At 66.3% G+C, this 26,058-nt stretch carries 20 protein-coding genes and 1 pseudogene; 9 read left to right on the top strand and 12 right to left on the bottom strand.

Going from position 1 to position 26,058, the window contains the following annotated elements; all coding sequences use genetic code 11:
• Nucleotides 1–219: 219 nt before the first annotated feature.
• The gene (locus NX775_RS18610; RefSeq protein ID WP_258837308.1) at nt 220–2,004 is read left to right on the top strand and encodes an autotransporter assembly complex protein TamA; all 1,785 of its coding nucleotides are present in this window, start codon (nt 220–222) and stop codon (nt 2,002–2,004) included.
• On the top strand, nt 2,004–6,455 hold the full coding sequence (locus NX775_RS18605; protein ID WP_258837307.1) for a translocation/assembly module TamB domain-containing protein: 4,452 nt from the start codon (nt 2,004–2,006) through the stop codon (nt 6,453–6,455). Before NX775_RS18610 ends, NX775_RS18605 begins: the two co-directional genes overlap by 1 nt.
• 6 nt (nt 6,456–6,461) lie before the next feature.
• Here NX775_RS18605 and NX775_RS18600 read toward each other — a convergent pair whose 3' ends face one another.
• On the bottom strand, nt 6,462–6,974 hold the full coding sequence (locus NX775_RS18600) for a DUF6622 family protein (protein WP_258837306.1): 513 nt from the start codon (nt 6,972–6,974) through the stop codon (nt 6,462–6,464).
• Nucleotides 6,975–7,119: 145 nt separating this feature from the next.
• On the opposite strand from NX775_RS18600, the gene NX775_RS18595 reads away from it, so the two are divergent.
• Together NX775_RS18595 and NX775_RS18590 are read left to right on the top strand one after the other, a co-directional pair.
• Nucleotides 7,120–7,440: a hypothetical protein gene (locus tag NX775_RS18595; protein WP_183553958.1), complete on the top strand. Its 321-nt coding sequence runs from the start codon at nt 7,120–7,122 to the stop codon at nt 7,438–7,440.
• 6 nt (nt 7,441–7,446) lie between these two features.
• Entirely contained in the window at nt 7,447–8,340 is an 894-nt protein-coding gene (locus tag NX775_RS18590) for a LysR family transcriptional regulator (protein ID WP_258837305.1), read from the top strand.
• A gap of 1 nt (nt 8,341) precedes the next feature.
• On the opposite strand, the gene NX775_RS18585 is transcribed toward NX775_RS18590, so the two are convergent.
• Nucleotides 8,342–9,544 carry an MFS transporter gene (locus NX775_RS18585; RefSeq protein WP_258837304.1) on the bottom strand — a complete coding sequence of 401 codons (1,203 nt, stop codon included), beginning with the start codon at nt 9,542–9,544 and terminating at the stop codon, nt 8,342–8,344.
• Nucleotides 9,545–9,636: 92 nt separating this feature from the next.
• Nucleotides 9,637–10,686 carry an NAD(P)-dependent alcohol dehydrogenase gene (locus NX775_RS18580; RefSeq protein WP_258837303.1) on the bottom strand — a complete coding sequence of 350 codons (1,050 nt, stop codon included), beginning with the start codon at nt 10,684–10,686 and terminating at the stop codon, nt 9,637–9,639.
• A gap of 303 nt (nt 10,687–10,989) precedes the next feature.
• Between NX775_RS18580 and NX775_RS18575 the strand changes: the two genes are divergently transcribed.
• The gene (locus tag NX775_RS18575) at nt 10,990–12,591 is read left to right on the top strand and encodes a GGDEF domain-containing protein (RefSeq protein WP_258837302.1); all 1,602 of its coding nucleotides are present in this window, start codon (nt 10,990–10,992) and stop codon (nt 12,589–12,591) included.
• On the opposite strand, the gene NX775_RS18570 is transcribed toward NX775_RS18575, so the two are convergent.
• A complete protein-coding gene (locus NX775_RS18570; RefSeq protein WP_258837301.1) occupies nt 12,565–13,266 on the bottom strand; it encodes a YjjG family noncanonical pyrimidine nucleotidase in 702 nt (233 codons plus the stop codon). The two genes, NX775_RS18575 and NX775_RS18570, sit on opposite strands and share 27 nt — an antisense overlap.
• Before the next feature lie 55 nt (nt 13,267–13,321).
• Nucleotides 13,322–13,507, bottom strand: a complete 186-nt coding sequence (locus NX775_RS18565; protein WP_258837300.1) for a hypothetical protein — start codon at nt 13,505–13,507, stop codon at nt 13,322–13,324.
• Nucleotides 13,508–13,625: 118 nt separating this feature from the next.
• On the opposite strand from NX775_RS18565, the gene NX775_RS18560 reads away from it, so the two are divergent.
• Entirely contained in the window at nt 13,626–14,144 is a 519-nt protein-coding gene (locus tag NX775_RS18560) for a CcdC protein domain-containing protein (protein ID WP_258837299.1), read from the top strand.
• Nucleotides 14,145–14,816: 672 nt separating this feature from the next.
• Here the strand turns inward: NX775_RS18560 and NX775_RS18555 are convergent.
• The 7 genes and pseudogenes from NX775_RS18555 to NX775_RS18525 form a co-directional block, all read right to left on the bottom strand.
• Nucleotides 14,817–15,788 (bottom strand): annotated as a pseudogene (locus tag NX775_RS18555) (IS1595 family transposase).
• 99 nt (nt 15,789–15,887) lie between these two features.
• Nucleotides 15,888–18,710 carry an ATP-binding protein gene (locus NX775_RS18550; protein WP_258837297.1) on the bottom strand — a complete coding sequence of 941 codons (2,823 nt, stop codon included), beginning with the start codon at nt 18,708–18,710 and terminating at the stop codon, nt 15,888–15,890.
• 8 nt (nt 18,711–18,718) lie between these two features.
• Nucleotides 18,719–19,444: a hypothetical protein gene (locus NX775_RS18545; protein ID WP_183553974.1), complete on the bottom strand. Its 726-nt coding sequence runs from the start codon at nt 19,442–19,444 to the stop codon at nt 18,719–18,721.
• Nucleotides 19,441–20,820 carry a hypothetical protein gene (locus tag NX775_RS18540; protein ID WP_258837296.1) on the bottom strand — a complete coding sequence of 460 codons (1,380 nt, stop codon included), beginning with the start codon at nt 20,818–20,820 and terminating at the stop codon, nt 19,441–19,443. The genes NX775_RS18545 and NX775_RS18540 overlap by 4 nt, the downstream gene beginning before the upstream one ends.
• Nucleotides 20,821–20,989: 169 nt before the next feature.
• Nucleotides 20,990–21,736, bottom strand: coding sequence for a DUF3108 domain-containing protein (locus NX775_RS18535; protein ID WP_307732302.1), 747 nt, complete (start codon nt 21,734–21,736; stop codon nt 20,990–20,992).
• A 7-nt stretch (nt 21,737–21,743) separates the two neighbouring features.
• Complete coding sequence (locus NX775_RS18530; protein ID WP_258837294.1) at nt 21,744–22,874, bottom strand: DUF3108 domain-containing protein; 1,131 nt, start codon at nt 22,872–22,874, stop codon at nt 21,744–21,746.
• A gap of 45 nt (nt 22,875–22,919) precedes the next feature.
• Entirely contained in the window at nt 22,920–23,717 is a 798-nt protein-coding gene (locus tag NX775_RS18525; protein WP_258837293.1) for an IclR family transcriptional regulator domain-containing protein, read from the bottom strand.
• A 173-nt stretch (nt 23,718–23,890) separates the two neighbouring features.
• Here NX775_RS18525 and NX775_RS18520 point away from each other — a divergent pair, with 173 nt between their 5' ends.
• The 3 genes from NX775_RS18520 to NX775_RS18510 all read left to right on the top strand — a co-directional run bounded on the left by NX775_RS18520 (nt 23,891) and on the right by NX775_RS18510 (nt 26,056).
• Nucleotides 23,891–24,568 (top strand): 3-oxoacid CoA-transferase subunit A, encoded by a 678-nt coding sequence (locus NX775_RS18520; protein ID WP_258837292.1) that lies wholly within the window; start codon nt 23,891–23,893, stop codon nt 24,566–24,568.
• Nucleotides 24,556–25,239, top strand: a complete 684-nt coding sequence (locus NX775_RS18515; RefSeq protein ID WP_258837291.1) for a 3-oxoacid CoA-transferase subunit B — start codon at nt 24,556–24,558, stop codon at nt 25,237–25,239. Before NX775_RS18520 ends, NX775_RS18515 begins: the two co-directional genes overlap by 13 nt.
• 88 nt (nt 25,240–25,327) lie before the next feature.
• Entirely contained in the window at nt 25,328–26,056 is a 729-nt protein-coding gene (locus tag NX775_RS18510) for an SDR family NAD(P)-dependent oxidoreductase (protein WP_258837290.1), read from the top strand.
• Nucleotides 26,057–26,058: the final 2 nt, after the last annotated feature.

Raw genomic sequence — 26,058 nt, 5'->3', positions numbered from 1 at the left:
ACAGATCGCGGGCACCGTGGCCGATAAAGCCGTGTTTGTCCAGACGCGCGCGCGCAACATTTCACGTCCGCCATCGACTTTGCCAATCAGTTAAGATGCGAACGAGTCACCCAATGGAGCGTCACGTTGTCACGATCGAATCCCCACCCGCGCAAGGGTCCCCGCCAGCGCACACTTCCTCCGCTGTTGCAACGCTCCCTGCTGGGTGTCGGCGCATTCGTGTTTGCCACCACTGTCTATGCGCAAAGTACGACGGGCGTCGATTACACGGTGCGCATCGACGCACCGCGCGCGCTCGAGACGCTGCTTGAAGAGAACCTCGACCTGATGCGCTGGCGCGGCAATTCGCGCGTCGACATCGACCAGCTGCAACGCCTCGTCAAAGAAGCGCCGGCGCAAGCCACCAGCCTGATCGCCACCGAGGGTTATTACTCACCGAAAGTCTCGGTTGGCCTGGATACCAGCGGTGCACGGCCGGTCGCGCGCGTGATCGTCGATCCGGGCCAGCCGGTGCTGGTCGGTGATGTCGACCTGGTGCTGCAGGGCTTCGCCGCTTTTGAAGAAGGCGGCGCACCCTTCGACGCCGGCGCCCTGCGTAATCGCTGGACGCTGCCGGTGGGCAGCCAGTTCCGCCAGTCCGACTGGGAAGGCGCCAAGAAAGGCCTCGTGCGCGACATCGCGCAAAGCCGCTTTCCGCGCGCGCGCCTGGTCGAAACCAGCGCGACCGTCGATCCGGATTCGCGCCGCGCGCTGCTGCGCGTGGTGATCGATTCGGGCCCCGAGATGCGCTTCGGGAATCTGCGTATCCGCGGCCTGAAGCGTTATCCGGCCGAGGTCATCACCAACCTCAACAAGATCAATCCGGGTGACCAGTACAGCGAAGCCGCGCTGCAGGCGCTGCAATCGCGCGTGCAGGACACCGGCTACTTCGCCAGTGTCGAAGTGAGCGCCGACATGCGCGCCGTGCTCAATGCCGAAATCGCCGACATCAAGGAAGACGCCGACAGCGACGCCAACCCGGCCACGCCGGAACCGGCGACCGGCCCGACCACGCTGCCGGTGATCGTGCGCGTGACCGAAAACAAGCAGAAGAACGTCGAGGCCGGTGTGGGCTTTTCGACCGACACGGGCGGCCGCGCGCAGCTGAGCTACGACGACCTGAACGTGTTCGGCAAGCGCTTCAAGAGCGACCTGATCTACGAACAGAAGCGCCAGACCGCCAAGGGCGAACTGTTCTGGCCAACCACGGCCAAAGGCTACAACGACAGCATCAGCGCCGGTGTCGAACGCGAAGACCTGCGCGGCGAACTGACCACGCTGGCCAGCGTCGCCGCGCGCCGCGCCTGGGGCTCGCCGCTGCTGGAGCAAAGCGTGACGCTCGAAGCGCTGACCGAAGAACGCGAAGTGCAAGGCCTCGAACCCACCCGCACCAAAAGCCTGCCGCTCACCTACAGCATCACGAAGCGCAAGCTCGACAGCCTGATCCTGCCGACCAACGGTTATGTGGTCAATGCGCAGCTCGGCGGCGCCGTTCTGCCGATCCTGACGGACGAGAAATTCCTGCGCATGTACCTGCGCGGCATCTACTACAAGCCGCTGGGCCCGGCCGGCACGCTGATCCTGCGCGGCGAAACCGGCGCCGTGGCCTCGAAAGAGAAGCTCGGCGTGCCGAGCACCTTCCTGTTCCGCGCCGGCGGCGACCAGTCGGTGCGCGGCTACGGCTACCAGGAGCTGGGTGTGCAGGAAAACGGCGCCACCGTGGGCGGGCGCTACCTGGCCACCGCCAGCGCCGAATACCAGTACTGGTTCAAGCCGCCCTGGGGCGTGGCCGTGTTCTATGACGTCGGCAATGCCGCCGACAAGTTCGGCGACCTCAATCCCAAGTCGGGCTACGGCGTGGGCGCGCGCTGGCGCAGCCCGGTCGGTCCGATCAATGTCGACCTGGCCTACGGCCATGCGGTGCGCAAGGCGCGCCTGCACTTCTCACTCGGATTCACGTTCTGATGGATACACCTGAAAACACCCCGGCGCCGACGCCTGATCAACCCCAAACCAACCAACGCCGCTGGCCGCGCCGCGTCGCGATCGGCCTTGTCGCCACCGGCGTCATCGTCGGCGGCACGCTCTGGTACCTGGGCCGCGAAACCACCCTGCAGATGATCGCCCAGCGCGTTGCCAGCGCCACCGGCGGCAAACTCACGCTCACGGGCGTGAGTGGCAGCCTGTACGGCAAGATGCACATCGAACGCCTGATCTGGCGCACCGACGAACAGGTCATCACCGCCAACAAGATCGACATCGACTGGTCGCCGGGCCAGGTGCTGTCGGGCGGCATCCTGATCGACCAGCTGTGGGCCGCCAGCGTGCGCATGCAGACGCTGAAGGAAACCGACGAGCCGTCCGTGCTCCCGACCAGCCTGGCCCCGCCATTCCGCATCGAGGTCGACGACGCTCGCCTGGCCAATATGACGATGGTGAACATCGGCGGCGCCGAAACGCGCATCGACAATATTCGCGCGCGCGCCAAGGGCGACAAGCGCAGCTGGGTCGTGCAGAACGCAACGGCGGCCACGCCATGGGGCCAGGTCGCCGCCAATGCCACTGTCGGCGCGGCCCGTCCCTTCAAGATCGACGCCACCGGCAGCCTGACGCAATCGCAGGCCAGCGCCGGCGCACGCGCCGCGCAGTTGCAGATCAAGGTTGGCGGCGACATCCAGAACGCCACGCAGATCGACGCCACCGGCACCGCCGGGCGCGCCATCGGCGACGCTCACTTCACGCTGGCGCCGTACGCCGAGATCCCGCTGCGCGCGCTGCGTATCAATGGCCGCAACGTCGATCCGGGCTTCTTCAACCCTGCCCTGCCGACGGCTGACCTGACCTTTGCAGTGGCCGGCAAGCTGGACGAACAACGCAATATCAGCGGCAGCGTCGACATCACCAATACCGGGCCGGAAGGCACGATCGACCAGCAACGCCTGCCGCTGCGCGCAGCGCGCGGCCAACTGGGCGGCAACCTGTCAGCGCTGAACGTCTCGAACGTGCTGCTCGACTTCGGCGCGGCCGGCAAATTCACCGGCACCGGCGGCGTGCAGCGTACCAAGGACGAAGAAGGCATCGGCACCGCGCGCTTTGCGCTGCACACCGACCGCTTCAACCTGCGCGAAGTGCATTCGGCCATGAAGCCGACGGCGATCAAGGGCGATATCGCGGTCACCAACGAAGCGACGCGCCAGACGCTCGAGGCGAACCTGATCGACGCCGGCCTGCGCCTGACGGCACTGGCCACGCTGGAAAACAATGTGGCCACGCTGCGTGAAGCGACGCTGCGCGCAGGACGCGGCAGCGTCACGGCCAGCGGCACCATGAACCTCGAAGGCGACCAGGCCTTCAAGGCCACGGCCAACGCCAGCCGCTTCGACCCATCCGAATTCGGCGACCTGCCCGCGGCCGACATCAACGCCACGGTCAATGCTGCCGGCGTCCTCACGCCCGCGTGGAAGGTCGACGCCGACTTCGCCGTGCGCCAGAGCCGCCTGATGAACCAGCCGCTCAGCGGCAAGGGCAAACTCACGGCCGACGCCAAGCGCTTTGCCGGCATCGACGCCAACCTGGCGCTGGGCCAGAACACGGTCGACCTGAAAGGCGCGTTCGGCGGCGCCGGCGACCGCCTGCAATGGCGCCTGGACGGCCGCCAGCTCGCCGCCGTGCGCGCCGACCTGTATGGCGCGGTGGTGGCCAACGGCGTCGTCACGGGCACCATGGCGGCGCCGCGCACGACGTTCGACGTCAACGCGCGCAACCTGGGCTGGGTCGATGCCCAGCGCAAGAACAACAGCGGCGTCGTGCGTGCCCAGGGTGAAGCCTGGCTGGGCGGCCCCGAGGATGCACGTGTGGTCGAAGTCAAGGCCACCGGCGCGACCGAACGCTTCAACCCGGCCGCCTTCGGTTCGCCACTCGCCGGCAATATCAACTCGACCTTTACCGGCAGTGGCCGTGCCGGCGCCGACTGGCGCGGCGCGCTCGACCTCAAGGTGGTCGACTCGACGCTGGCCAATTCGCCGTTCTGGGGCCATGCGCGCCTGGCAGCAGACCGCCGCCACGTGTCCGACGCCAACGTCGACCTGCACGTGGGGCCGAACGTCATCGCTGCCACCGGCAGTTTTGGTGCCGCGCGCGATGCGCTCAACTGGCGCATCGATGCGCCGCAGCTGGCCGCGTTCGGCCCCGAGTACGGCGGCGTGCTGCGCGGCTCGGGCGTCCTGTCCGGCACCGCCGACACGCCATCGCTCACGGCGACCATCGCCGGCCAGAACCTGCGCGCTATGGGCACGCACACGGTGCGCTCACTGAAAGCCAGCGCCAACCTCGGTTCCGGCCGCGGCGCGAGCGACCCAATGGTGACCGATGTCGAGGTGCTCGACTACGTCAACGGCGACACGCGCGTGGCGTCCGTACGCCTGAAAACCGACGGCACCCGCGGCGCGCACACGCTGCGCCTGTCGGCGCTGGGCGATGCGTTCGATGCCAATGCCGAACTGCGTGGCGCCTTCTCGAAGGACACCTGGAGCGGCACGCTGGCCGCGCTGCAGAACCGTGGCCGCTATGCGATGAACCTGCAAAAGCCGGTGCCGTTGACGATCGGCGGCGCACCAGGCGTCGGTCTCGCTGGCCTGGCCAGCCCGGAGCGCATCGCCTTCAATGGCGCCGTGATCGCCCTGCCGAACGGCAGCATCACGGTCGACGCGCTGACCAAGGACGGCCCGCGCTGGGCCAGCCGCGGCCATGCCGACAATGTGCCGCTGACCTACCTGGCGCAGTTCTCGCCAGCGCTGGCCGACAACGCACGCGGCGACCTGACGCTGGGCGCTGCCTGGTCGGTCGACATGCGCGCGCCGCAGGCACCAGGCGCTGCGCCTTCGCTGGCCGGCAATGTGCGCGTGTTCCGCGAAAAGGGCGACGCCATCGTCGGTGGCGACACGCCCGTGCCGCTTGGCCTGCGCCAGCTGGAAGCGCGCGCCGAAGTGGTGGGCAGCAGCCTGCGCGTGAACCTGGACCTGGACGGCGCCCGCACCGGCGTGGCCAAGATCGACGCCAACGCGCAGATGATCAACGGTCGCCTGGAGAGCGCCAGCCCGCTGCGTATGACGGCCAATGCCAATATCCCGTCGATCGCCTGGCTCGCAGCGCTGGCTGGCCAGCCGGGCCTGGAACTCGACGGCGCGCTGCGCGTGGCGATGACGGGTGGCGGCACGATCGGCAAGCCTAGCCTGAACGGCAATCTCGATGGCGACAAGCTGGGCGTGCGCTGGGCCGAACAGGGCGTGAACCTGCGCAACGGCGAACTGCGCGCACTGCTTGGCGGCGACCAGCTGCGCATCGAGAAGCTGTCGTTCCAGGGCCGCCAGGGCGGCGCCGCCGCCAGCGGCTACGTGCGCTTCGCGGACGGCGCGCCGACGATGGACATTCGCCTGAACATGGACAGGCTCGAAGCCCTGTCGCGCCCGGACCGCACCGTGATCCTGAGCGGCCAGGCGTCGCTCGTGCGCGACGCCAGCCGCTTCGCACTGGAAGGCAAATTCCGCGCCGACCGCGCCCTGATCGAATTCGCGCCGCAAGGCACGCCGACGATTTCGGACGACGTCATCGTGCTGGGCCGCGCCACCACCAAGCCAACACCAAAAACCAGCGAGAAGGAAGTACCGCTGACGGTGGACCTGGCCGCCGATCTGGGCGACGACTTCCACATCCGCGCGATGGGCATCGACGCCTACCTGGCCGGCACCGCCCGCGTGCGCATGACGGGCAGTGGCCAGCCGCGCATCAACGGCACCATCCGCGCGCTGAACGGCACCTACGCCGCGTATGGCCAGAACCTGTCGATCGAACGCGCCGTGATGACCTTCAGCGGCCCTTACGACAACCCGTCGCTCGACATCCTCGCGGTGCGCAAGCGCCCTGAGGGCGAGCAGCTGTCCGAGACCAACGTCGAAGCCGGCGTGCAGGTGCGCGGCACGGCGCAATCGCCGACGGCACGGCTGGTGTCGACGCCGAACGTGTCCGACAGCGACAAGCTGTCGTGGCTCGTGCTGGGCCAGGGCATGGAAGCAGCCAGCGGCGACCAGAAAGGCGTGCTGGCGGCAGCTGCCGGCGCCCTGCTGGGCGGCAGCGGCGGCACCGGCGGCATCCAGTCGAAGATCGCCAACTCGCTGGGCGTGGATGAACTGGGCCTGAAACAGGGCACTGGCGGCGGCGATGGTTCGGGACTGGAAAGCACCGTGGTCACGGTCGGCAAGCGCATCTCGCAGCGTGCTTACCTGAGCTTCGAGCAAGGCACCAGCACCGCATCGAGCCTGGTGCGCCTGCGCTACAAGCTCACGCCGCGTATCTCGCTGCAGTTCCAGACCGGGACCAACAGCGCACTCGATATTCTCTATTCGTGGGCGTTTGACTAAGCTGGTCTAAACAGCAGCGGGCAACCCTGCCCGCTGCTGTCCCACGGCGCCCGCCATGCGCACCAGGCGGCCCAGCAGCACCCCGTTGAACACACCGAACACCAGGCAGATCGTCGCGGCCACCGCCAGCTGGTGCGCCAGCTGCGGCTGGATCACCAGCACGACCGACGTGATGTACTTTGTCAGAAAAATCGCCAGCATCAGGATCAATGGCATCACGCTGCCACGCACCAGCACGCAGTCCGGCGCCGTACCGGCTGCGATGCGCGTGCGGCCGAACCGCCAGGCCAGCAGCATCGCCGCCGCACAGCCGGTGACCCAGGCGGCTACCAGCACCATTCCCATGTCGAACTTGAGCGCCATATCGTTCAGCGACAATCCCAGCATCACCAGCGGCAGGATCAGCATCCGGCGCAGCGTCAGTTCGCGATCGCGCATCTCGGCGACGCCGCGCCAGAGCAGGAACGCGAGGATGGCCCAGACATACAGGGGCGTGTGGGTCAGGATCTGGATCAGCATGGCGGACTCCGTAACAGGTAGAAGGTGCATGCATTGTGCGGACGCGCCGGGCGCCGCGGCATCCCGTGCGACGAAGCAGTGCCCGGGCGGCGCGAACCGCCTGCCGCGCGGCGCGAACTTTGCGCTGGCCGGGTAGAATCTGGCCATGGCAAGCAAACATCCCATCTTTCCCGGCCCACGCACCGCACGCGGCGCAGTGCTCGCCGTGCTGTTGTCGAATGCCGACCAGGCCGGCAGCGAACCGCTGCGCGGGCGCGTCACGCTGGCCGCGATCGTGCGCGCGCTGAAACGCAAGTACCACTGGCCGATCGAGACCACCAGCTTCCCGTCCAACGATATCGACGGGCGCGCCACCTGGGCCACCGTCTACAGCCTGCCGCAGGGTGTCATCGATACGGCGCTGGCTGGCAAGGGCAGCGACTGGCTGCGCAGCACCCGCAGCGGCGGCGAGGCCGATCAGGCTTGATCCCGCATGGCCCGCGACAACATCAACGATATCCTCGTCTTCATCGCCGTTGCGCGCGAGCGCAGCTTCACGCGCGCCGCCGCCAAGCTGGGCATGAGCCAGTCGGCCCTCAGCCACATCGTGCGGGGGCTCGAGGAGCGCCTGGGCGTGCGCCTGCTCACGCGCACGACGCGCAGTGTCTCGCCCACCGAAGCGGGCGAGCGCCTTCTGCAGAACGTGGGGCCGCGGCTGGAAGAAATCGATGCCGAGATCACGGCCATCACCGACCTGGGCGACAAGCCCGCCGGCACCGTGCGCATCACCGCGATTGACCACGTGATTGACACGGTGCTCTGGCCGCGCATCGCCCCACTGCTGCCGCAGTATCCCGAGCTGCACATCGAAATCAGCTCGGACTACCGCCTGGTGGACATCGCGGCCGAGCGCTTCGACATCGGCGTGCGCCATGGCGACCAGGTAGAAAAGGACATGATCGCCGTGCGCCTGACGGCCGACGTGCCGATGCGGATCGTCGGCGCGCCCGCCTACTTCGCGCGCCGGCCGGCGCCGGCCTCGCTGCAGGATCTCATGACGCACAACTGCATCAATCTGCGGCTGGCCAGCAGCGGCGGGCTGTATGCGTGGGAGCTGCTGCATGATGGCCAGCCCATTGAGGCGCGCGTGCGCGGCCAGGCGGTGTTTACCAACGTCCATCACATGCTCGCTGCGGCGCTCGATGGCGTGGGCGTGACCTTCCTGCCCGAGAGCCTGATCGCGCCGCATGTAGAGGCCGGGCGCCTGGTCAGCGTGATGGAAGACTGGTGTCCCAGCTTTCCCGGCCTGCACGCCTACTACCCGAGCCGGCGCCATTCGTCGCGCGCGCTGGGCCTCGTGATCGACGCGCTACGTTATACCGAATGAACTACAGGGGCTGAACGACGCGGCCCGCGCGCGCCGCCAGCAATGCCAGCAAGCTGGCCGCGACCAGCACGGCGGCGCTGAACCCAAACGTGGCGCCATGGCCGCTGGCGTCGAACAGCAGACCACCACCGGTGGCACCGAGCATGATCGCCAGCTGCACCACCGCGACCATCAGGCCACCGCCAGCTTCGGCATCGCGTGGCAACGTGCGCGCCAGCCAGGTCCACCAGCCCACCGGCGCCGCCGTCGCCACCAGTCCCCAGATGGCCAGCAGCACCGTCGTTGCCGCCACTGACTGGCCGACAACGAGCAGCGCCGCCGCGATCGCCGCCATGATGAGCGGGATCGCGATCAGGACCGGGTACATGCGCGCCTTGAGCACGGAGCCGATCAGCGTTGTGCCGATGAATCCGGCCACACCCAGCACCAACAGCATCAGCGACAGCGTCGAGACATCCACGCGGGTGACGGTTTCAAGGAACGGCCGCAAATACGTAAACAGCGCGAACTGCCCCATGAAGAACAGGCTTGCCGCCGCCATGCCCAGGCACACCGCGGGGCGCTTCAACAACGCGAACATGCTGGCCGGCGCCTGCCGGTTCTCGGGGCGCAGCGCCGGAAGGCTGAACCAGAGCCAGGCCAGCGCCAGCGTCGCCACCGGCACCAGGCAAAAGAAGGCGCCGCGCCAGCCGATCACCCCGCCCAGGTAACTGCCCGCTGGCGCGGCAATCACCGTGGCCAGCGCATTGCCGCCATTGAGGATGGCCAGCGCGCGCGGCACGTCGGCCGTGGGCACCAGGCGCATCGCGGTGGCCGCCGACATCGACCAGAAGCCGCCGATGGCCACGCCGATCAGCGCGCGGCCGACCATGAACAGCGGATAGTTCGGCGCAAACGCGGCCACGGTGCCCGAGGCGATCATCAGGCCGGTCAGCGCCAGTAGCAGCGTCTTGCGGTCGAGCCGCCCCACGACCGACGTCAGGCATAGACTGGTCAGGAGCGCGAACGCGCCGGAAATGGCAATCGACTGCCCGGCCTGCCCTTCGGTGATGCGCAGGTCGGCCGCCAGTGGCGTGAGCAGGCTGACCGGCATGAATTCGGACGCGACGAGGGCAAAGGCGGCAAGCGACATCGCCAGCACGGCGCCCCACGCCGCGGGCGCGGCCGACTTGCTGTCGCAAGCGACGGAAATGGTTGGATTCATAGTGAAGGCAAGAGTGGAAAACAAACGCTCCTCCTGCACCGGGGGCGCAGGAGGAGCGGAGAGACGCGGCCCGCGACGGGGCCGAAGAAAACTTACGCGGCCAGCGTGGCGCTGTCGATCACGAAGCGGTACTTGACGTCACCCTTGAGCATGCGCTCGTAGGCGCCGTTGATCTCGTCGGCGCGGATCATCTCGATGTCCGACACGATGCCGTGTTCGGCGCAGAAGTCGAGCATCTCCTGGGTTTCAGGGATCCCGCCGATCATCGAACCGGCGATCGCGCGGCGCTTCATGATCAGGCTGAATACCTGTGGCGACGGATGCGGCGAATCCGGCGCGCCGACCAGCACCATGGTGCCGTCACGCTTGAGGATCTGCAGGAACGCGTCCAGGTCGTGCGGCGCAGCCACCGTGTTGATGATCAGGTCGAGGGTCTTGGCCTGCGCCGCCATGGCGTCGGCATCCTTCGAGATCACGACTTCATCGGCGCCCAGCGCCAGCGCATCGTCGCGCTTAGATGCCGACGTCGTGAAGGCCACGACGTGTGCGCCCATGGCGTGGGCCAGCTTGATGCCCATGTGGCCCAGACCACCGATGCCGACGATGCCGACCTTCTTGCCGGGACCCGCGTTCCAGTGGCGCAGCGGCGACCAGACGGTGATGCCGGCGCACAGCAGCGGCGCCACGGCGGCCAGCTGCTCTTGCGGGTGCGTCACGCGCAGCACGAAGCGCTCGTGCACGACGATCTGTTCGGAGTAGCCGCCCAGCGTGTGGCCCGGTGCATCCGGGGTTGGCCCATTGTAGGTGCCGACCATATTGTCGCAATAGTTTTCCAGGCCTTCGCCGCAATCGGCGCACGCCTTGCACGAGTCGACCATGCAGCCGACACCGACCAGGTCACCGACCTTGTGCTTCGTGACGTGGGCGCCGATGGCCGACACACGGCCAACGATCTCGTGGCCTGGCACGCAGGGAAACTGTGAGCCGGCCCATTCGCCGCGCACGGTGTGCAGGTCGGAGTGGCAGACGCCGCAGAAGTCGATCGCGATCTGCACGTCGTGCGCGCCAGGTGCGCGGCGCGTGATGTCCATCGATTCGAGGGCTTGGTCGGGCGCGTGGGCGCCATAGGCTTTGACAGTCATGGGAATCCTTGTGGTGGTCTTGCTTGTTTACTTGATGTAGCGGGATGGCCGCAGGGCCGCAGGTCACGCAAAGGCGCGGCGGCACTGGGTGAATCTACCAGCACTCACTATAGCCTTGCTGGCGCGCGAGAGTAAGGCCGATTCGCGCATGGGGGATATGACGCTCCCTCATGAATGCACCGCCCGGCCAGGCACGCCGGCTTGCGCCATACCATCGACGCCGGTGGCACAATACGTTCGGGAGAGCATGCATCATGCAGGGCGACGTGCATCCCCGGTCCCATTCCATGGAGCGCAGGCGCATTGACACCATCCAACGACAATCCGGCCCTCGATTTTCTGCGCTTGTCCAGCAAGCGCAGGCCCGTGGTGCGCTTCGTGGTCGCGGCGACGGTACTGGCCTGCATCCTGCTGGTGGCCTTTGCCGCGTGGTTTATCGAGACGACGCGCCAGGCGCAGATCGCGCAGACCACGGTCGCCACCAGCAATGTCGCGCGCATGGTCGGGGCCCAGGTCGAATCGGCCATGAAGACCACGAGCATGGCGCTGGCCAACGTCGCCGAGCGCGTCGAACACGATGGCACGCGCCCCGCGGCGCTGGCGCGGTTGCAGGCGCACCTGGTCGACCTGACCCACACGACACCCGAACTGCACGGCATCTTCGTGTATGGCGAAGATGGCGCTTGGCTGGCCACGTCGCTGGACCAGCCGGTCATGGCAAACAATGCCGACCGCGCGTATTTTCAGTACCACCGCGAGCATCCGGGGCGTGGCATCCACGTGGCCCATCCGGTGCGCAGCCGCTCGAGCGGCATCTGGATATTGCCGGTGTCGCGCCGCATCGACCATGCCGACGGCAGCTTTGCCGGCGTCGTGCTGGTCACGCTGAAGGTCAACTTCTTCGAACAGATCTACGACGACCTCGATGTCGGCCGCACCGGCACAGTGCTGCTGGCGCTGGGCGACGGCACCGTGGTCTACCGGCGCCCGTTCGACGAGAAGATCATCGGCACCAACCTGTCGCATGGCGCGGTGTTCCAGGCGATCCGCAACAAGTCGGCCGGCGCCGAGTTCCTGACCGCCTCGATCGACAAGATCGAGCGCCTGTACAGCTATCGCCGGCTCGACCGCTTTCCATTCGTGATCGCCGTCGGCCAGACCAAGGACGAGCTGCTGGGCGACTGGAAGCGCTCGAGCTTTTTGATTGGCGCGGTCACGCTGCTGATCGCGGCGCTGTTCACGCTGTTCGGGCGCAAGCTGGTGCGGCAGATCGCAATCCGCGACCGGCTCGACCAGACCCTGCGCGCCTATTCCGAAGACCTGCAGCGCGACAACCTGGGGCTGCACGAACTGGCGCACACCGACAAGCTCACGCAACTGGCCAACCGGCGCCGCTTCGATGACATGCTGGACCATGAATGGCGCCGCGCGCAGCGCAGCAATGCGCCGCTGGCGCTGATCCTGCTCGACATCGACTACTTCAAGAAGTACAACGACCATTACGGCCATCCTGCCGGTGACGCCTGCCTGCAGGGCGTGGGCGGCGTGCTGGCCGCCAGCCTGAATCGCACCGGCGACCTGCCAGCCCGCTACGGCGGCGAAGAATTCGCCATCATCCTCCCGGCGACCGATCTGCATGGCGCACTGGCCGTTGCCGAGCGCATGCGCCAGGATATTCTTGGCCTCTCTATCGTGCACGTGGAATCGCCCTTCGAGAACGTCACGGCCAGTCTCGGCGTGGCCTCCTTCGAGCCTGGCGGCAAGGAGTCATTGAGCACCGCCGACCTGGTCGTGCGCGCGGACATGCAGCTCTACCAGGCCAAGGCCGCGGGCCGCAACCGGGTGTCCGGCGCAGCCTTCAGCGCCACCGGCGCCGATTCAGGCGAGGGCCAGGCCGCGCAATGAGGCGTCGACGGCGTGCAGGCTGTCGACTTCGCAGGTGGGAATGGCGAGCGATTCGTTGGCCAGACGGCCTGGATTGAACCAGACGCTGTCAATGCCGAAGCGGTTCGCGCCAAGGATGTCAGCGTCCAGGCGATCGCCCACGATCACCGTATCGGGCTTGGTGAAGGTGCGCGCCATCTTGCTGGTGTATTCGAAGAAGCGGATGTCCGGCTTGGCGAAGCCGCAGGCTTCGGACGTGGCGACGAACGACAGCGACGGGGCCAGGCCCGAGCTGGCGATGCGCCGGTGCTGGATCGCGTGCGCGCCGTTGGTGATGATGCCTACTTCGCCGATGCAGGCCAGCGTTTCGCACAGCGCTACGGCGCCATCGACCAGCACGACGGTATCGGCAAGGGATTCGCTGTACACATCGCTGGCAACGTGTGGATCGAGGTCGATCCCGTTGTCGGCGAAGGTCTTGCGAAAGCGTTCAATGCGCAGGAAGTCCTTCGACACGGCGCCCTGTTCAAAGAGGCGCCACAGCGCGACGTTGGTCATCTGGTACTGCGCGAACAGGACATCGAGGCCCTCACGCAGATCGAGGTGCGCCATCGTGCGCTGGAAGGAAGCTTGTTCGGAAGCCCGGAAATCGAGCAGGGTGTCGTCGAGGTCAAACAGGAAAAGTCGGTGTTTCATTGCGTCCAACAGTAAAGCGGCAATGCTGCATGGTAGCACCCGCCGCCAACCTGCGTCAGCTGGGGTTCGGATCGGGCACCGGCTCGTCATCGTGTGGCAGATGGCCCGGCTGGTGGTGCGGATGCGGATGCGGCGCCTCGAACGGATCGGGCATCGGATCGTCGACGGGTGCCGGATCGGGCGCGCGATGGGCGTGGATGGAAAACGGCGGCGCTGATTGCGCGGTATGGGCTGCTTGCATGATGCGGTCCTCCTCGATTGGCTGATTGGACCACCTTAGCATGCGCTCCTGCGGCGCGGCGCGCGCCGGCAGTGGGCTACAATGCGGTCTTTCTGAACACCGCCTGCTGACCGTCCCCATGGAACTTTCGATCACCACCCTGGCCCTGCTCGTCCTGACCCCGCTGCTGGTCTGGCGCATCTACGCGCGCATCAAGAAGCAGATGCTGCGCCAGCGCTCGATCTACCAGCGCCATTACACGGGCATCCTGGTGTTTGGCGCGATGATCCTGGTGCCGGCGGCGCAGCTATTCGCCAGCCCGTACAACCTGGCGGCGCTGCTGGTGGGCGCCGTCGGCGGTATCGGCTACGGCGTGTGGGGCCTGAAGCTGTCACGTTTCGAGGCCACGCCCGAGGGTTACTTCTTCACGCCGAACGCCCGTCTGGGCCTGGTGATGGCGATGATCCTGGTGGCCCGCATCCTGTACATCGGCGTCGAGATCTACGCCAACCAGGGCAAGGGCTTGCCCACGCCCCAGCTGAGCGACAGCCCGCTGACCATGCTGTGCGTGGGTCTGACCAGTGGCTACTTCGCCTGCTATTCGGCCGGGCTGCTGCGCTGGCGGCGGCGGGCCAAGCGCGAGAGCTTGCAGGCATAAAAAAAGGCTCTGTCACTAAACTGTGTTGGTGATTCGATTCTCGCCCGTCTGCTGCCTTGGCGACAACCGTGGCGGCGTGCGAAGGACTTGATAAACTAACCTCCTTGCCTCGCATTCTATTAAAACCATGACTACAGCCTCCGACCTTCCGTGCCTCCCCCTCGACAGTTCGAGGTGGGGCGAGCTTGAACACGCTTACGGCCACGCATCCGACATCCCGGACCTCCTCCGGAAGCTCGATTCGATTCCTTCGGCTGTCGGCGACCAGGAGCCCTGGTTTTCCCTGTGGAGTGCCCTTGCTCATCAAAACGACGTTTACACTGCATCGTTCGCGGCAGTGCCCCATGTGGTGCGGGCACTGGCAACTGCTCCCTTAACCGCTGACTCGACCTACTTCCAATTCCCTGCCGTTGTAGAGACCTGGCGACAGGAGAAACAAGTCCCGATACCAGAAGATTTGCAGGTCGCTTATTCTGCAGCGCTCGCAGCGCTCCCGGGCTTGGTTGCTCAAGCGTCCGCTCGCGAATGGGATGGGGACTTCCTAGCTTGCGCACTCTCGGCGGTTGCCGCTGCCAAAGGATTTGGCAATGTAGCGGCGGCCGTGCTCGAGATGACTCCTGAGGTTGCTGACGAATTCACGGAATGGTTCTTTTCGCGTTGAATACCCTTGCATCAGTCGTCGTTGGCGCCAGTTGGTACGCCAATAGCGTCGAGTAGGAAGTGGTACGGTTTCGCGGTTCCGCCGCGGCGGTCGAAAAAGCGGAACCAGGCCAAGTAGAACGGTAGGTTCTTCGTCGCGACACCTCGGAAGGGCCGCATCGACGCTTTTATTCGGCTGTGGAGTGCGTTGACGTTCTGAATGTGGTACGGCCCCAACTTATGCGTGCCGCGCGGAATCTGGCGCAGTACGATGCCCAGCGCCTTCGCGGCTGTCTTGTACGCGCTCGCGGAGTCCGAAACCAAGACGGTGTCGCGCTTCAGCACGGGTCCAAGAGCAGCGCCTACCGTTGCAGCGCTCGGAACCGAGGGCAGGACCACCATGAAGCTGTCGCGCGAGCCCCGGGCCACAGCAGTGAGTACGGCAACCTGTTCACGGGAGATGCCCCGCTTGCTCGCCGGCGTACCGCGTTTATGCGCTGGTCTTGGCAGGCCTCGCTTCTGCCCTTTGTATGAGCGTCGAAAGAATGCCTCATCAGCTTCGGCTACGCCTAGCAGCTCACCAGGCTGATGCTTCTCAAGCAGTGGCATCATGAGGTGACGGTATCGGAATGCGGTGTTACGGTGCACGCCCAGGCGGTCAGCTGTATCTCGCACGCTGAGCACGTCCTTCATGCAAGCGGCATTCTCCAAGAGCTTCGCCTTATCGTGCACGCGGCTAAAGGGCGTGCCGGTAAGGCTGGTAAAGGTCTTGCGGCAACCGCCGCACCGGTAGCGCTGGTCTCCCGTGCCGGTGCGCCCTCATCGAGCGAACTCAGGGTGACCGCAAAGCGCGCACCCCGCAAGTGACGCGACTCGCTTGTCCGTAAGGTCCTGCACCTCTCGTTTGCCATTCAGCTCATCCACCCTCTGCGACACGTTGCGCAGCTGGGTAGGGCTAAGATTGCCGAGCATCTCAGTAAGCCGTTTGAAGTCCTTCTGTTTCATTGCAAGTCCGCCGCGTCAACACGAGGAAAATCATTGTACCAACACAATATGGTGACAGAGCCTAAAAAAAAGGGATCCACATCGGATCCCTTTTTTTCATCAAGCCGCCTTCGCGTCTTCCTTCCGGCGCTGCAGCACGAAGATCGGCTGCGCCCACTGCTGGTCCTTCTTCTTCTTGCTCGTGATGAGCGTCAGTTCCGACGGGTCGTAGACGTCCGTGTTGTGCGTCAGCGGGGTCGTCATCAGGTACTGGGCATCGGTGTTCTTCAGGAACTCGCCGACCAGCTGGATGTTGCGGATATCCAGGTGGGCAAACGGTTCATCGATGAACACGAAGCCGCCCGAGCCTTCTTCGGACTTGAGCAGACCAATCAGCAGCACCAGCGACTTCATGACCTGCTGGCCGCCCGACGCTTCGCCGTCGTTCATCCCGATCTGGTCCTTGCCGTCGAACTTGAAGCGCACGTGCAGGCCGGCCTGCGACAGTTGCACGTCGTCGTTCTCGAGCCGCACCGGATCGGCCTGTACATCGATCCCGGCCAGGCCACCCAGTTCGCGGATGTTCTTGGTATAGGTCTTGATCGTATAGCGCAGGCGCTCGATGTAGGCGCCGCGCGCATTGCCGGTCGCTTCGATCGCGCGGTTGTTCTGGTAGCGGCGCTCTTCGGTTTCCGTCTGGCGACTTTCGAGCTGGTCATGCAGGCGCGCGTACTGGTCGATCACCGTCGGGTCGAGTTCCCAGTCGTCACGCGCCAGCGACCCTTCAAGAGACCCCAGGCGCAGATTGACCTGGTGCGCATTCTGGTGTTTGGCCACAAGGTCGCCCCGCCAGCCCGGATTCTTCCACGCGCCCGGCACGGCGCGCCAGCTGCGGCGCAATTCCAGCAGCGCTTTGGCGTGCTCGGTGCGCTGGTCGATCTGGCGGCGATGGTTCAGGCGCATGCCCGCCTCGGCTTCCGACAGCGCCATGCGCGCGTTCTGCCACACGGTGTCGGCGCGGGTGCGCGCGACAGTGGCGTTCTTGCTCAGCGTTTGCAGCTCGCCCAGGCGCGCGCCCACTTCCATCCGTTCGGCTTTGAGCGGCGCCAGTGCGCGCGCGGCTTCCTCGAATTCTTCCTGACGGGCCGACAGTTCCTTGGCCGCATCCACGCCCGCAATGCGCGCCTTCAGGCCGCCCACTTCGGCGGCCAGCTTCGAGATCGCCAGCGTCAGCGCGTCTTCCTTCTGTTCCAGCGCCGGCAGCGATTTCTGGATGGCTTCCAGGCGCTGCGTCTTGCCGGCGGCGCCAAAGCGATAGCGCGATGCTTCGACGAACAGCGAGCGACCACCGCGGCGTTCGCGGTGGTAGGCGTCCGGCGTGATCCACTCATCCGAGCGGCTCTTGAAGCCGTCGTCGACCGAATCGACGCGCACGATGCGCTCTAGCTGGTCGATCAGCCAGCCCGGCGCCTTGCCAGAAAAGCTCACTACCGACAGCAGGCTGTCATCTTTCACGACCGGCGCCGTCACACAGTCGGGCACGATGAAGTGGCGGTAGCGCTCCTTCTCGGCCAGGCGGTAGGCGTTGGCGGCATCCGACGCTTTTTCGAGCAGCACGACCGATGCGTAACCACCGAGTACACCTTCGACCGCGCCCTGCCACTTCGGATCGGTCACTTCGACGATGTCCGACAGCATGGCGTGCGCGATGCCTTCGTCGCGCAGTGCGCGGCGCATCAGGCGCTGCGCTTCGGGTTCCGGCATCGCGCTCTTGCCCTGCAACTGGGAGATCGTCGCCAGCTCGCCCGCGATCTTCGTCGACACGGCCTCGCGCGCGCTCTTCTGGCGCGCCAGCTCGGCTTCTTTCTCGCCCAGCTGCTTGCCCACTTCGGCGATGTCGGCGCCGGCATCGGCCGACAGCTTTTGCAGGCGGTCGCGCTGTTCCAGCAGGCTTTCCAGCGGTTTCAGGCGCGTGTTTACTTCGGTCAGGCGGCGGGCAAGTTCGCCGCCCTCCTGCTCGAGCTGCGTTTCCTGCTTCTGCGCTTCGGTCAGCGCGCGCTGCTGACTGGCCAGCTGGCTGCGTTTCTCGGCCAGTTGGCCGTCAGCCTGGACCAGCGGCTTTTTTGCTTCGCGCAGCGTGCGCGAGACCAGGAGCGCTTTCTCGCGCGCTTCGTGGTACTGCAGCGCCGGCAGCACTTCTTCGTGCAGCTCGCGCTTTTCCTTGTGCAGGTCGGACCACTGATGGTGGTTGGCCACGCGCAGGCGCAAGCCTTCGAGATTGGTGCGCGAGGCTTCCAGCTCGGCCTCGAAGCGTTTCAGCTCCGTCTCGGTGTCGCGCTGGTGGCGCTTGGCTTCGTCGTAGGCATCCAGCACTTCCTTGTCGCCGAAGACCTGGAACACCAGATCAAGCAACTGGCGCGGCGCGTATTCGCACAGCTTGTCGGTTTCGCCCTGCTCGAGCGCCAGCACTTTCGACATCGCCGGCGACAGGCCGGCCGACGCCAGGCGCTTGCGGTAGTTTTCCACGCCCAGCCAGTCGGTCGCTTCGGTCACTTCCTCGATCTCGACGTTCCCGGGACGCATCAGGTACTGGCGTTTCCAGTCGCCGCCGTTCTTCTGCACCTGGCAAAAGAGCGTGACTTCATCGTCGGCGAAAAAGCCCGAATGGCGAAACGGCCGGTTCGACAACTGGCGGCCTACCGGCTTGTTGTCGACGACAGCGCGCAGCCAGGCGCTTTGCTGGCCCGAGTGGCGCGCATAGTGTTTATAGGTGCGACCCATCGAGCAATCGAGCCCGAACAGCGTGCGCATCGCGTCGAGCAGCGTGGTCTTGCCCGAGCCGTTCTGGCCGGCGATCGTGATGATCTTGGCGTCGAGCGGGATGTTCTTGATCCGCTGCCAGTAATCCCAGTGGACCAGTTCGAGTGATTTAATGTGGAACATCGGCTATCTCAATTCGGGGTGTCAGGGACATCAAGGGCGCCGTCGGGCGCCAGGGCATCGTTGGCGGCGTCGGCATCCACCGGGGCCACGCGGCGTGGGGCAGCGGCCAGCGGCGCGCGCTTGAAGACTTCGGACAGCGCGCCGTTGATGATGCGTTCCTTGAGCACGTCGGTGTCCATCATCAGGTCGAGCAGCGGGCCTTCCAGGATCACGTCGCCGCGGCGCTCGATGAAGCCCAGCTTCGACAGCACGCCCAGGTTCATGTCCATGCGCGTCTTCTTGCCCAGCTTGTCGCCGAAGTCCGACAGCAGCGCCGTGTACGAAATGCCGATCGACGTGTCTTCGGCACGCGGGATCGACAGCTCCTTTTCGAACATGTCGTTCTGGTCGTCGTCGATCGTCGTGTGGGTTTCCTGGCGCTCGCGCTTGGGCAGGATGATCTGCGCCCACAGCACGACGAGCAGCGCCACGCCATCGCGCGTCAGGCCGAAGTTATTGTTCTGCCAGATGTCCTTGGCCCCGAAGATCTTCGGCTCGACGTTGCGGTGCAGGGCCACGGTGACGTGGTCGGCGTAGACGTTGTCGAGCAGCTTCAGGCCCGATTCGAGCAGGCGCTTGTCGACTTCAGCGCGGAACTGGTCGTCCGACAGCGCGCGCTTGACCATCTTGTCGTCGCGGCGCAGGGTCTGGTGCGTCAGCAGGCGCGCGATCAGGATTTGTGCATCGTCATTCATGGGGCAGGCTGTCCATCAGGAGTGGGATCGGCATTCAGTGAAAGGGTCGCGACCGACATGGCCGCCACTTCCGGGTCGTTCAGCTGGACCATCTCGTCGAGCGAGACGAACGTGAGCGGCAGGCGCGCCAGTTCGGCGGTCGCGCCCTGCAGGCTCGCTTCGGACGCGTCGCCCAGGAGCGGCAGCAGCGAGGCGCGGTACGAGGCCAGCGCGAATGTCGCCGGCAGCAGCGATTCGTGCAGCTGCACCCGGCGCGGGCCGACACTCGAAAATTCGGGGAAGTTGCCCAGGTTGGCGAAGTCGGCCAGCTTGTTGATCCAGTCATTCAGCTCGAGCTGCATGGCCGGATTGTCGTTGATCGTCAGCGGTGCATCCTGGCCGCTCGGCAGGCCTTTCGGGCCGGTCGAGATGATGCGCTCGGCCAGCAGTTCGGTTTCGGCCACGTCGATCATCTCGGCCGGGGTGCCGAACAGCGGCGTGACCGGGCGGTCGATCGCGCCGGCGGCCAGGCTGGCGAGGTCGTCGTGCGCCAGCAGCCAGCGTTTCACGTCGGTGGTCGACAGGCCCGACTGGCCCAGGTGCACGCGCTGGCGTTCAATCTGGTTCAGCGCGCGCGAGAACATGCCCTGCATGTTCAGCAGTGCACTTTGCGCGCGGCCGATCGCCTGCGCCGCGCGGTGCGTGGCGGCGTCGGCCCGTTCGTCGGACGTGATCGCGCGCAGGATGACCGAGCCTTTCTCGACCCAGTCGCACGCCATGTGCCACTTTGCCTGCGAGGTACGGAGGCGAAACTCGGAGCCGGACGCGATCGCATCGCGAAATTCCTCGGTCAGTTCGACCAGGCGGCCCAGCAGGTGTTTCAGCTGGTCGACCGTGACGCCGCCCACGGCCTGGGCGCCGGCCACCTGCGACAGCAAAAAGCCCATCTCGGCTTCGTCGCCTTCGGGCTTGCCCAGCGCCAGCAGGGTTTCCAGCGCAGACAAGACGTTGCGCGCCAGCGGCGTGATGCGGTAGACGGCGGCCGGGGCGTCCCAGGCCAGCAGGCCGTGGCCGCGCAGGCGGTTGAGCACCGTTTCCAGGCTTTCGGGGACGAGATAGGCCAGCTTCTGGTTGATGTCGGCGCGCGAGAAGGCGGACGTGGACGCATCGCCGGCCAGTTCGCGCAGGACGAGCAGGCGCACCAGCACGCCGTCCTGCGTGCCGTGGAACAGGGCCGTGAAGGCCGACAGCATTGGCTGGGCACGCTTGAGGTGGAAGACTTGCTCGATTTCATCGGGAGCAATGCCATCCTGGAAGTGTACCTGCAGCGGATCAAGTTCCTGCGCTGTCGTCGAGGCGTCGGCAGCGTGCGCCGCGCCGGCTTGGGGGTCGATCATCGTGTTAATAACCAGTCTCGTGCGCGGCCGAGACGGGTCTGCATTGCATTTGTTACCACAGACCCGGCCAGCTTCGCGGGGGCGTCAGTATAACAGTTAAGACTGGGCAATTCCGGAATGGCTGCCTGCCAGGGCAGCCTCTGCAACACCGCTGCGGCTCAGGTCAGGCTCAAGACTTGGTCACGCTCTTGAGCGTCTGCTCAATGGTTTCCGTGTCGCCTTCGGTGAAGCGGATCTTGACCGGATAGTACTCGTGCGCGGGCGCCAGCCAGACGTCCACGCTCTGGTCGCGGCTGCCTTTCAGGGCGGCTCGCGTGACCAGAATCGCGTCGACCTCGCCCAGGCCCGTTTTGACTTTTTCGCTCCGCACGACCTTGAAGGTCCAGGTTTCGGCGCTGCTGCGCCCCGCCACGAAGAACGGCCACTCCGAGCCCGGCTTGAACTTGTCGCCGGCGGCGCGCGCCACGGCAGCCAGTTGCCAGGTGACCGACACGCGGTCCTGCTCCCCGCCTTTGAGCGGATAGGTCTTCTCGCCTTCCGAGAACCGCATCGTTTTGGCGGCACGATCAAACGTGATCGAGGTGGGATCCTTGCGCATGCGTTTTTCGGAAAACTCGGCCGGCGCCAGGCCGTAGGCGTCGATGACGCCCTGGCTCTGGTTGTCGAGCAGCGTGCCCAGGATCGCCACGCGCGACGCGACGCGCACGTCGTACTTGCCGTCGCCGGCGCGCCAGTTGACGGTGGCGTCGCCCTTCAGGGCCAGGCCCTTCTGGCGCGCGGCCAGGTCGTAAGCCAGATCGGCCGATGGCGGCAATTCGAACGCGCGCTTGACGGCCGGATGGGCGGGCTGGGCGGACGCGCCACCCAGTGCGAAGGTCAGCGCCAGGGCTGCACCGATGTGTCGAATGTTGTTCATAGGCATATCAAGATCCTGAATGGTCCAAGACGATATTATTCACTGTTTGCGTGGTTACTGCTCCGTTCGCCTCGCTATTGCGAATCCGCACCGGATACCACCCATACGCAGGGGCCAGCCAGATGTCCAGGCGCGACTTGTACGAGCCCGGTTGCGGCGGGCGCGTCAGGTGCCAGGTCTGCAGTTTGCCGAGACGGGTGTCGATCTCTTCCTGTCCCACCACCGTGAAGCGATAGACCACCGCGTCGCGGTCTTCGCCGACAAAAATATCGATAGCGCCAGTGAGCTGTTTCGGGTCGCCGCGCGCGATCGCCGCCAGTTGCAGCGGGATGCTGGCCTTGTCCTGGGCGCCGGCCGGCAATTCATACGATGCTTGCGATGCCGAAAACGTGATGCGGCTCTTGCCCCAGTCAAAATGGGTGGCCGTCATGGCGCGGCCGCGCCGCTTCTCGGTCATCGTGATCGGCGCGAAACCGGTTGCGGCCACTGCCCCCTCGCTCTTGAGCACCACCAGATTGACCCGCGCGAACACGACGCGGATGCCGGCTTCGATCTGAATGCGGTAGCTGTCCGCGTTCAGTTGCCAGGCCAGCAGCGCCTCGCCCGACCACTCGGTGCCGTCGGCGTCGGTGCGCGCGACGTCGAGCGTGATCTTCGCCGGCGGCGGCATGTCGACGACGTAGCGGCGCGCTTCCGGTTCTGCCGGTGGCGGCGGTGGCGGCGCCGCTGCCGGCGCGGACGCTGGCGGCGCCTGCGGGGCTGGCGCTGCGGGCGTGGGCTCGGCTGCCGGCGTGGCCGGCGCTGTGCCCGCACCGGCCCCGGAAGGCGCCGTATCGGTCACCGGCGTGATGTCCCCTGGCCGGTCGGGCACCGCGATCTCCACCGGCACCGGCGGCACGCGGGGCAACGGCGGCGGACTGGCCTCGGGCACCGGCACCGGTTCGGGCGCAGGCTCTGGCGGAGCAGCGGGCAGCAGTTGGGCCACCAGCGTCACTGGCGCGCCACCTGGCGTGGCCGCCGGCGGCAGGACCGGGCTGACGTGCCCCAGCTCGGTCAGGACGATCCAGTGCAGCAGCACGACCAGCACCACAGGCAGCAGCCGGTGGCGACGGGGAAGGAGAATCGGTGCGGATGGCATGACGCTAGTGTAGCGCGGGCGCCGGGATGGGCACGCGTGGCGGGATCAGGGCAACAGGATCGACAGCTCTTGCGCGCTCGCGCGCAGAACCGGCAGGAACTCTTCTTCCATCTTGCGCCGCGACACCCGCGCCGCGTGCGCCCCGATGTTCAGCGCCGCCAGCACATTGCCCGATGCACCGCGTACCGGGACCGAGATCGAGCGCAGGCCGACTTCCAGCTCTTCTTCGACCAGCACATAGCCGGCGCTGCGCACGTCCGCCAGGATGGCCCTGAGCCGCTCGGGATTGACCACCGTGCGCTCGGTCATGGCCTTGAGCGGCACGCGCGCCAGGTAGTCGTCCAGGTCCGGCGCCGGCAGGTGCGCCAGCAGCATGCGGCCCAGCGCCGTGCAGTACGCCGGCAGGCGGCTGCCGGTGGTCAGCGACACCGACATGATGCGCGAGGCGGCCGAGCGCCCCACGTACAGCACTTCGTCGTCCTGCAGCACGCCGAGCGAGCACGATTCGTTCAGGCTGCGGCTGACCTGGTTCAGGTAGGGATGGGCCGAAACCGTGAGCGGCGTGGACGACAGGTACGAGTAACCGAGCGACAGCACCTTGGGCTTGAGCGAGAACTGGTTGCCGTCCGCCCCGGCATAGCCCAGCGCGATCAGCGTGTGCAGGCAGCGCCGCACCGAGGCGCGCGGAATTGCCGTGCGGTGGCTGATCTGGGCAATCGTCAGGCTGCGGCGCTGGTCGCTGAACGCCTGCAGCACCGCCAGCCCGCGCGCCAGCGACAGCATGAAATTCGGGTCACTGGCGATGGGGTCCGCAGCTGGCTCAGTCTCGTGTGGCGTACTCATGGTGCTCCTTGGCAATGACGTGATAAACCGTTCGGCAATCGAACACATTCCATCGTGCCAGCTTGCGCCCCGGGCCGGCACACTCCTACACTCGGTTCATCTGTTCAGTGATCAGACATTAGGGCGATTATCGAACAGTGTCAACGCGCGTTGCGCTGGAAAGGACCTGCACCATGATCGACAAGATTTCCCCATCGGTGGACGCGGCGGTGGCCGACATCCCCGATGGCGCGACCATCCTGATCGGTGGCTTCGGCACCGCCGGCATGCCGGCCGCACTGATCGACGCGCTGATCGCACAAGGGGCGCGCGACCTCGTCATCGTCAACAACAATGCCGGCAACGGTGACACCGGCCTGGCGGCGCTGCTCAAGGCACGCCGCGTGCGCAAGATCATCTGCTCGTTCCCGCGCCAGGCCGATTCGCACGTGTTCGACGCGCTGTACCGGGCTGGCGAGATCGAGCTCGAACTCACGCCCCAAGGCAATCTGGCCGAGCGCATCCGCGCCGCCGGCGCCGGCATCGGCGGCTTTTTTTCGCCCACCGGCTACGGCACCGATCTGGCGGCCGGCAAGGAAACGCGCCTCATCGACGGGCGCCACTATGTGCTCGAATCACCGATCCACGCCGACTTTGCACTGATCAAGGCCTTCCACGGCGACCGCTGGGGCAACCTGGTGTACCGCAAGACCGCGCGCAACTTCGGCCCGATCATGGCGATGGCCGCGCGCTGCACCATCGCCCAGGTCACCCGCGTGGTCGAACTGGGCGAACTCGATCCGGAAGCCATCGTCACACCGGGCATCTTCGTCCAGCGTGTCGTACAGGGAGACGCCGCATGCAACGCTTGACCCGCGACCAGATCGCCGCGCGCGTCGCGCGCGACATTCCCGAAGGCGCTTACGTAAACCTGGGGATCGGCCTGCCGACGCTGGTCGGTGCGCACCTGCCCCCGTGCCGCGAAATCTTTTTGCACAGCGAGAACGGCCTGCTCGGCATGGGCCCGCCGCCCTCCCCCGGCGACGAAGACGAAGACCTGATCAACGCCGGCAAGCAGCCGGTGACGCTGCTGGCCGGCGGCAGCTACTTCCACCACGCCGATTCGTTCGCGATGATGCGCGGCGGGCACCTCGACATTTGCGTGCTCGGGGCGTTCCAGGTATCCGTGCAGGGCGATCTGGCCAACTGGCATACCGGTGCGCCGGACGCGATTCCGGCCGTGGGTGGCGCGATGGACCTGGCCATCGGCGCCAAGCGCGTGTTCGTCATGATGGAGCACCAGACGCGTGACGGCGCCAGCAAGATCGTCGAGCGCTGCACCTATCCGCTCACGGGCCTCGCGTGCGTGAGCCGCATCTACACTGACCTGGCCGTGCTCGATGTGACGCCCGCTGGCCTGGTGGTGCGGGACATCGTCGACGGCCTGTCGTTTGCCGAACTCGAACACCTCACCGGGCTGCCCTTGACGGATGCGACGCAGGCGCGCGCCGACGAGCTCCCTCTCATCACCCAACGCGTCTGACCACGAAGGAGAAGCCCGCCCTACCCTGGTTTGTCAAGCAGCCGGCGCCCGACGCCAGCGCTTTCCTATAAAAATACAAGGAGACAATATGCATCGACAAGACGTGACCCTGGTCACCGGCGGCAGCGCCGGCATTGGCCGGGCCATCTGCGAATCGCTGATCGCAGATGGCCGCACGGTCGTCAATCTCGACCATCGCCAGCCCGACTGGCGGCATGACCGGCTCGTGTCGTTCCAGGCCGACCTGACGCGCCAGAACGAGACCCGCATGATCGCGCAGCAGATCGCGGCCGCCTACAACGTGACGGCGCTGGTCAACAATGCGGGCGCCACCCGCCCCGGCACCATCGACACGGCCACGATGGAGGATCTCGACCATGTCGTGGACCTGCATCTGAAAGCCGCCATCCTTCTGGTCCAGGCGTTCCTGCCCGCGCTGCGCGCATCGGGACAGGGCCGCATCGTCAACATCGCCTCGCGCGCGGCGCTGGGCAAGGCCGAGCGCATCGTGTACGCCGCCACCAAGGCCGGCCTGATCGGCCTGACGCGCACGCTGGCGCTCGAACTGGGCGGCGACGGCATCACCGTCAATGCCGTGGCGCCGGGCCCGATCGCGACCGAGCTCTTCCACAACAGCAATCCCGACGGCGCGCCGCAGACCCGGCGCATCATCGACAGTATCGTGGTGGGCCGCCTCGGCACGCCGGCCGATGTCGCGCGCGCCGCCGCCTTTTTCCTGTCGCCCGACAACGGTTTCGTCACCGGCCAGGTGCTGTATGTGTGTGGCGGCACCACGCTGGGCGTGGCCCCGGTCTGATT

Source organism: Massilia aurea, assembly GCF_024753205.1.
GTDB lineage: Bacteria > Pseudomonadota > Gammaproteobacteria > Burkholderiales > Burkholderiaceae_D > Telluria > Telluria aurea.
This window is presented reverse-complemented; position numbering and strand designations above follow the sequence as displayed.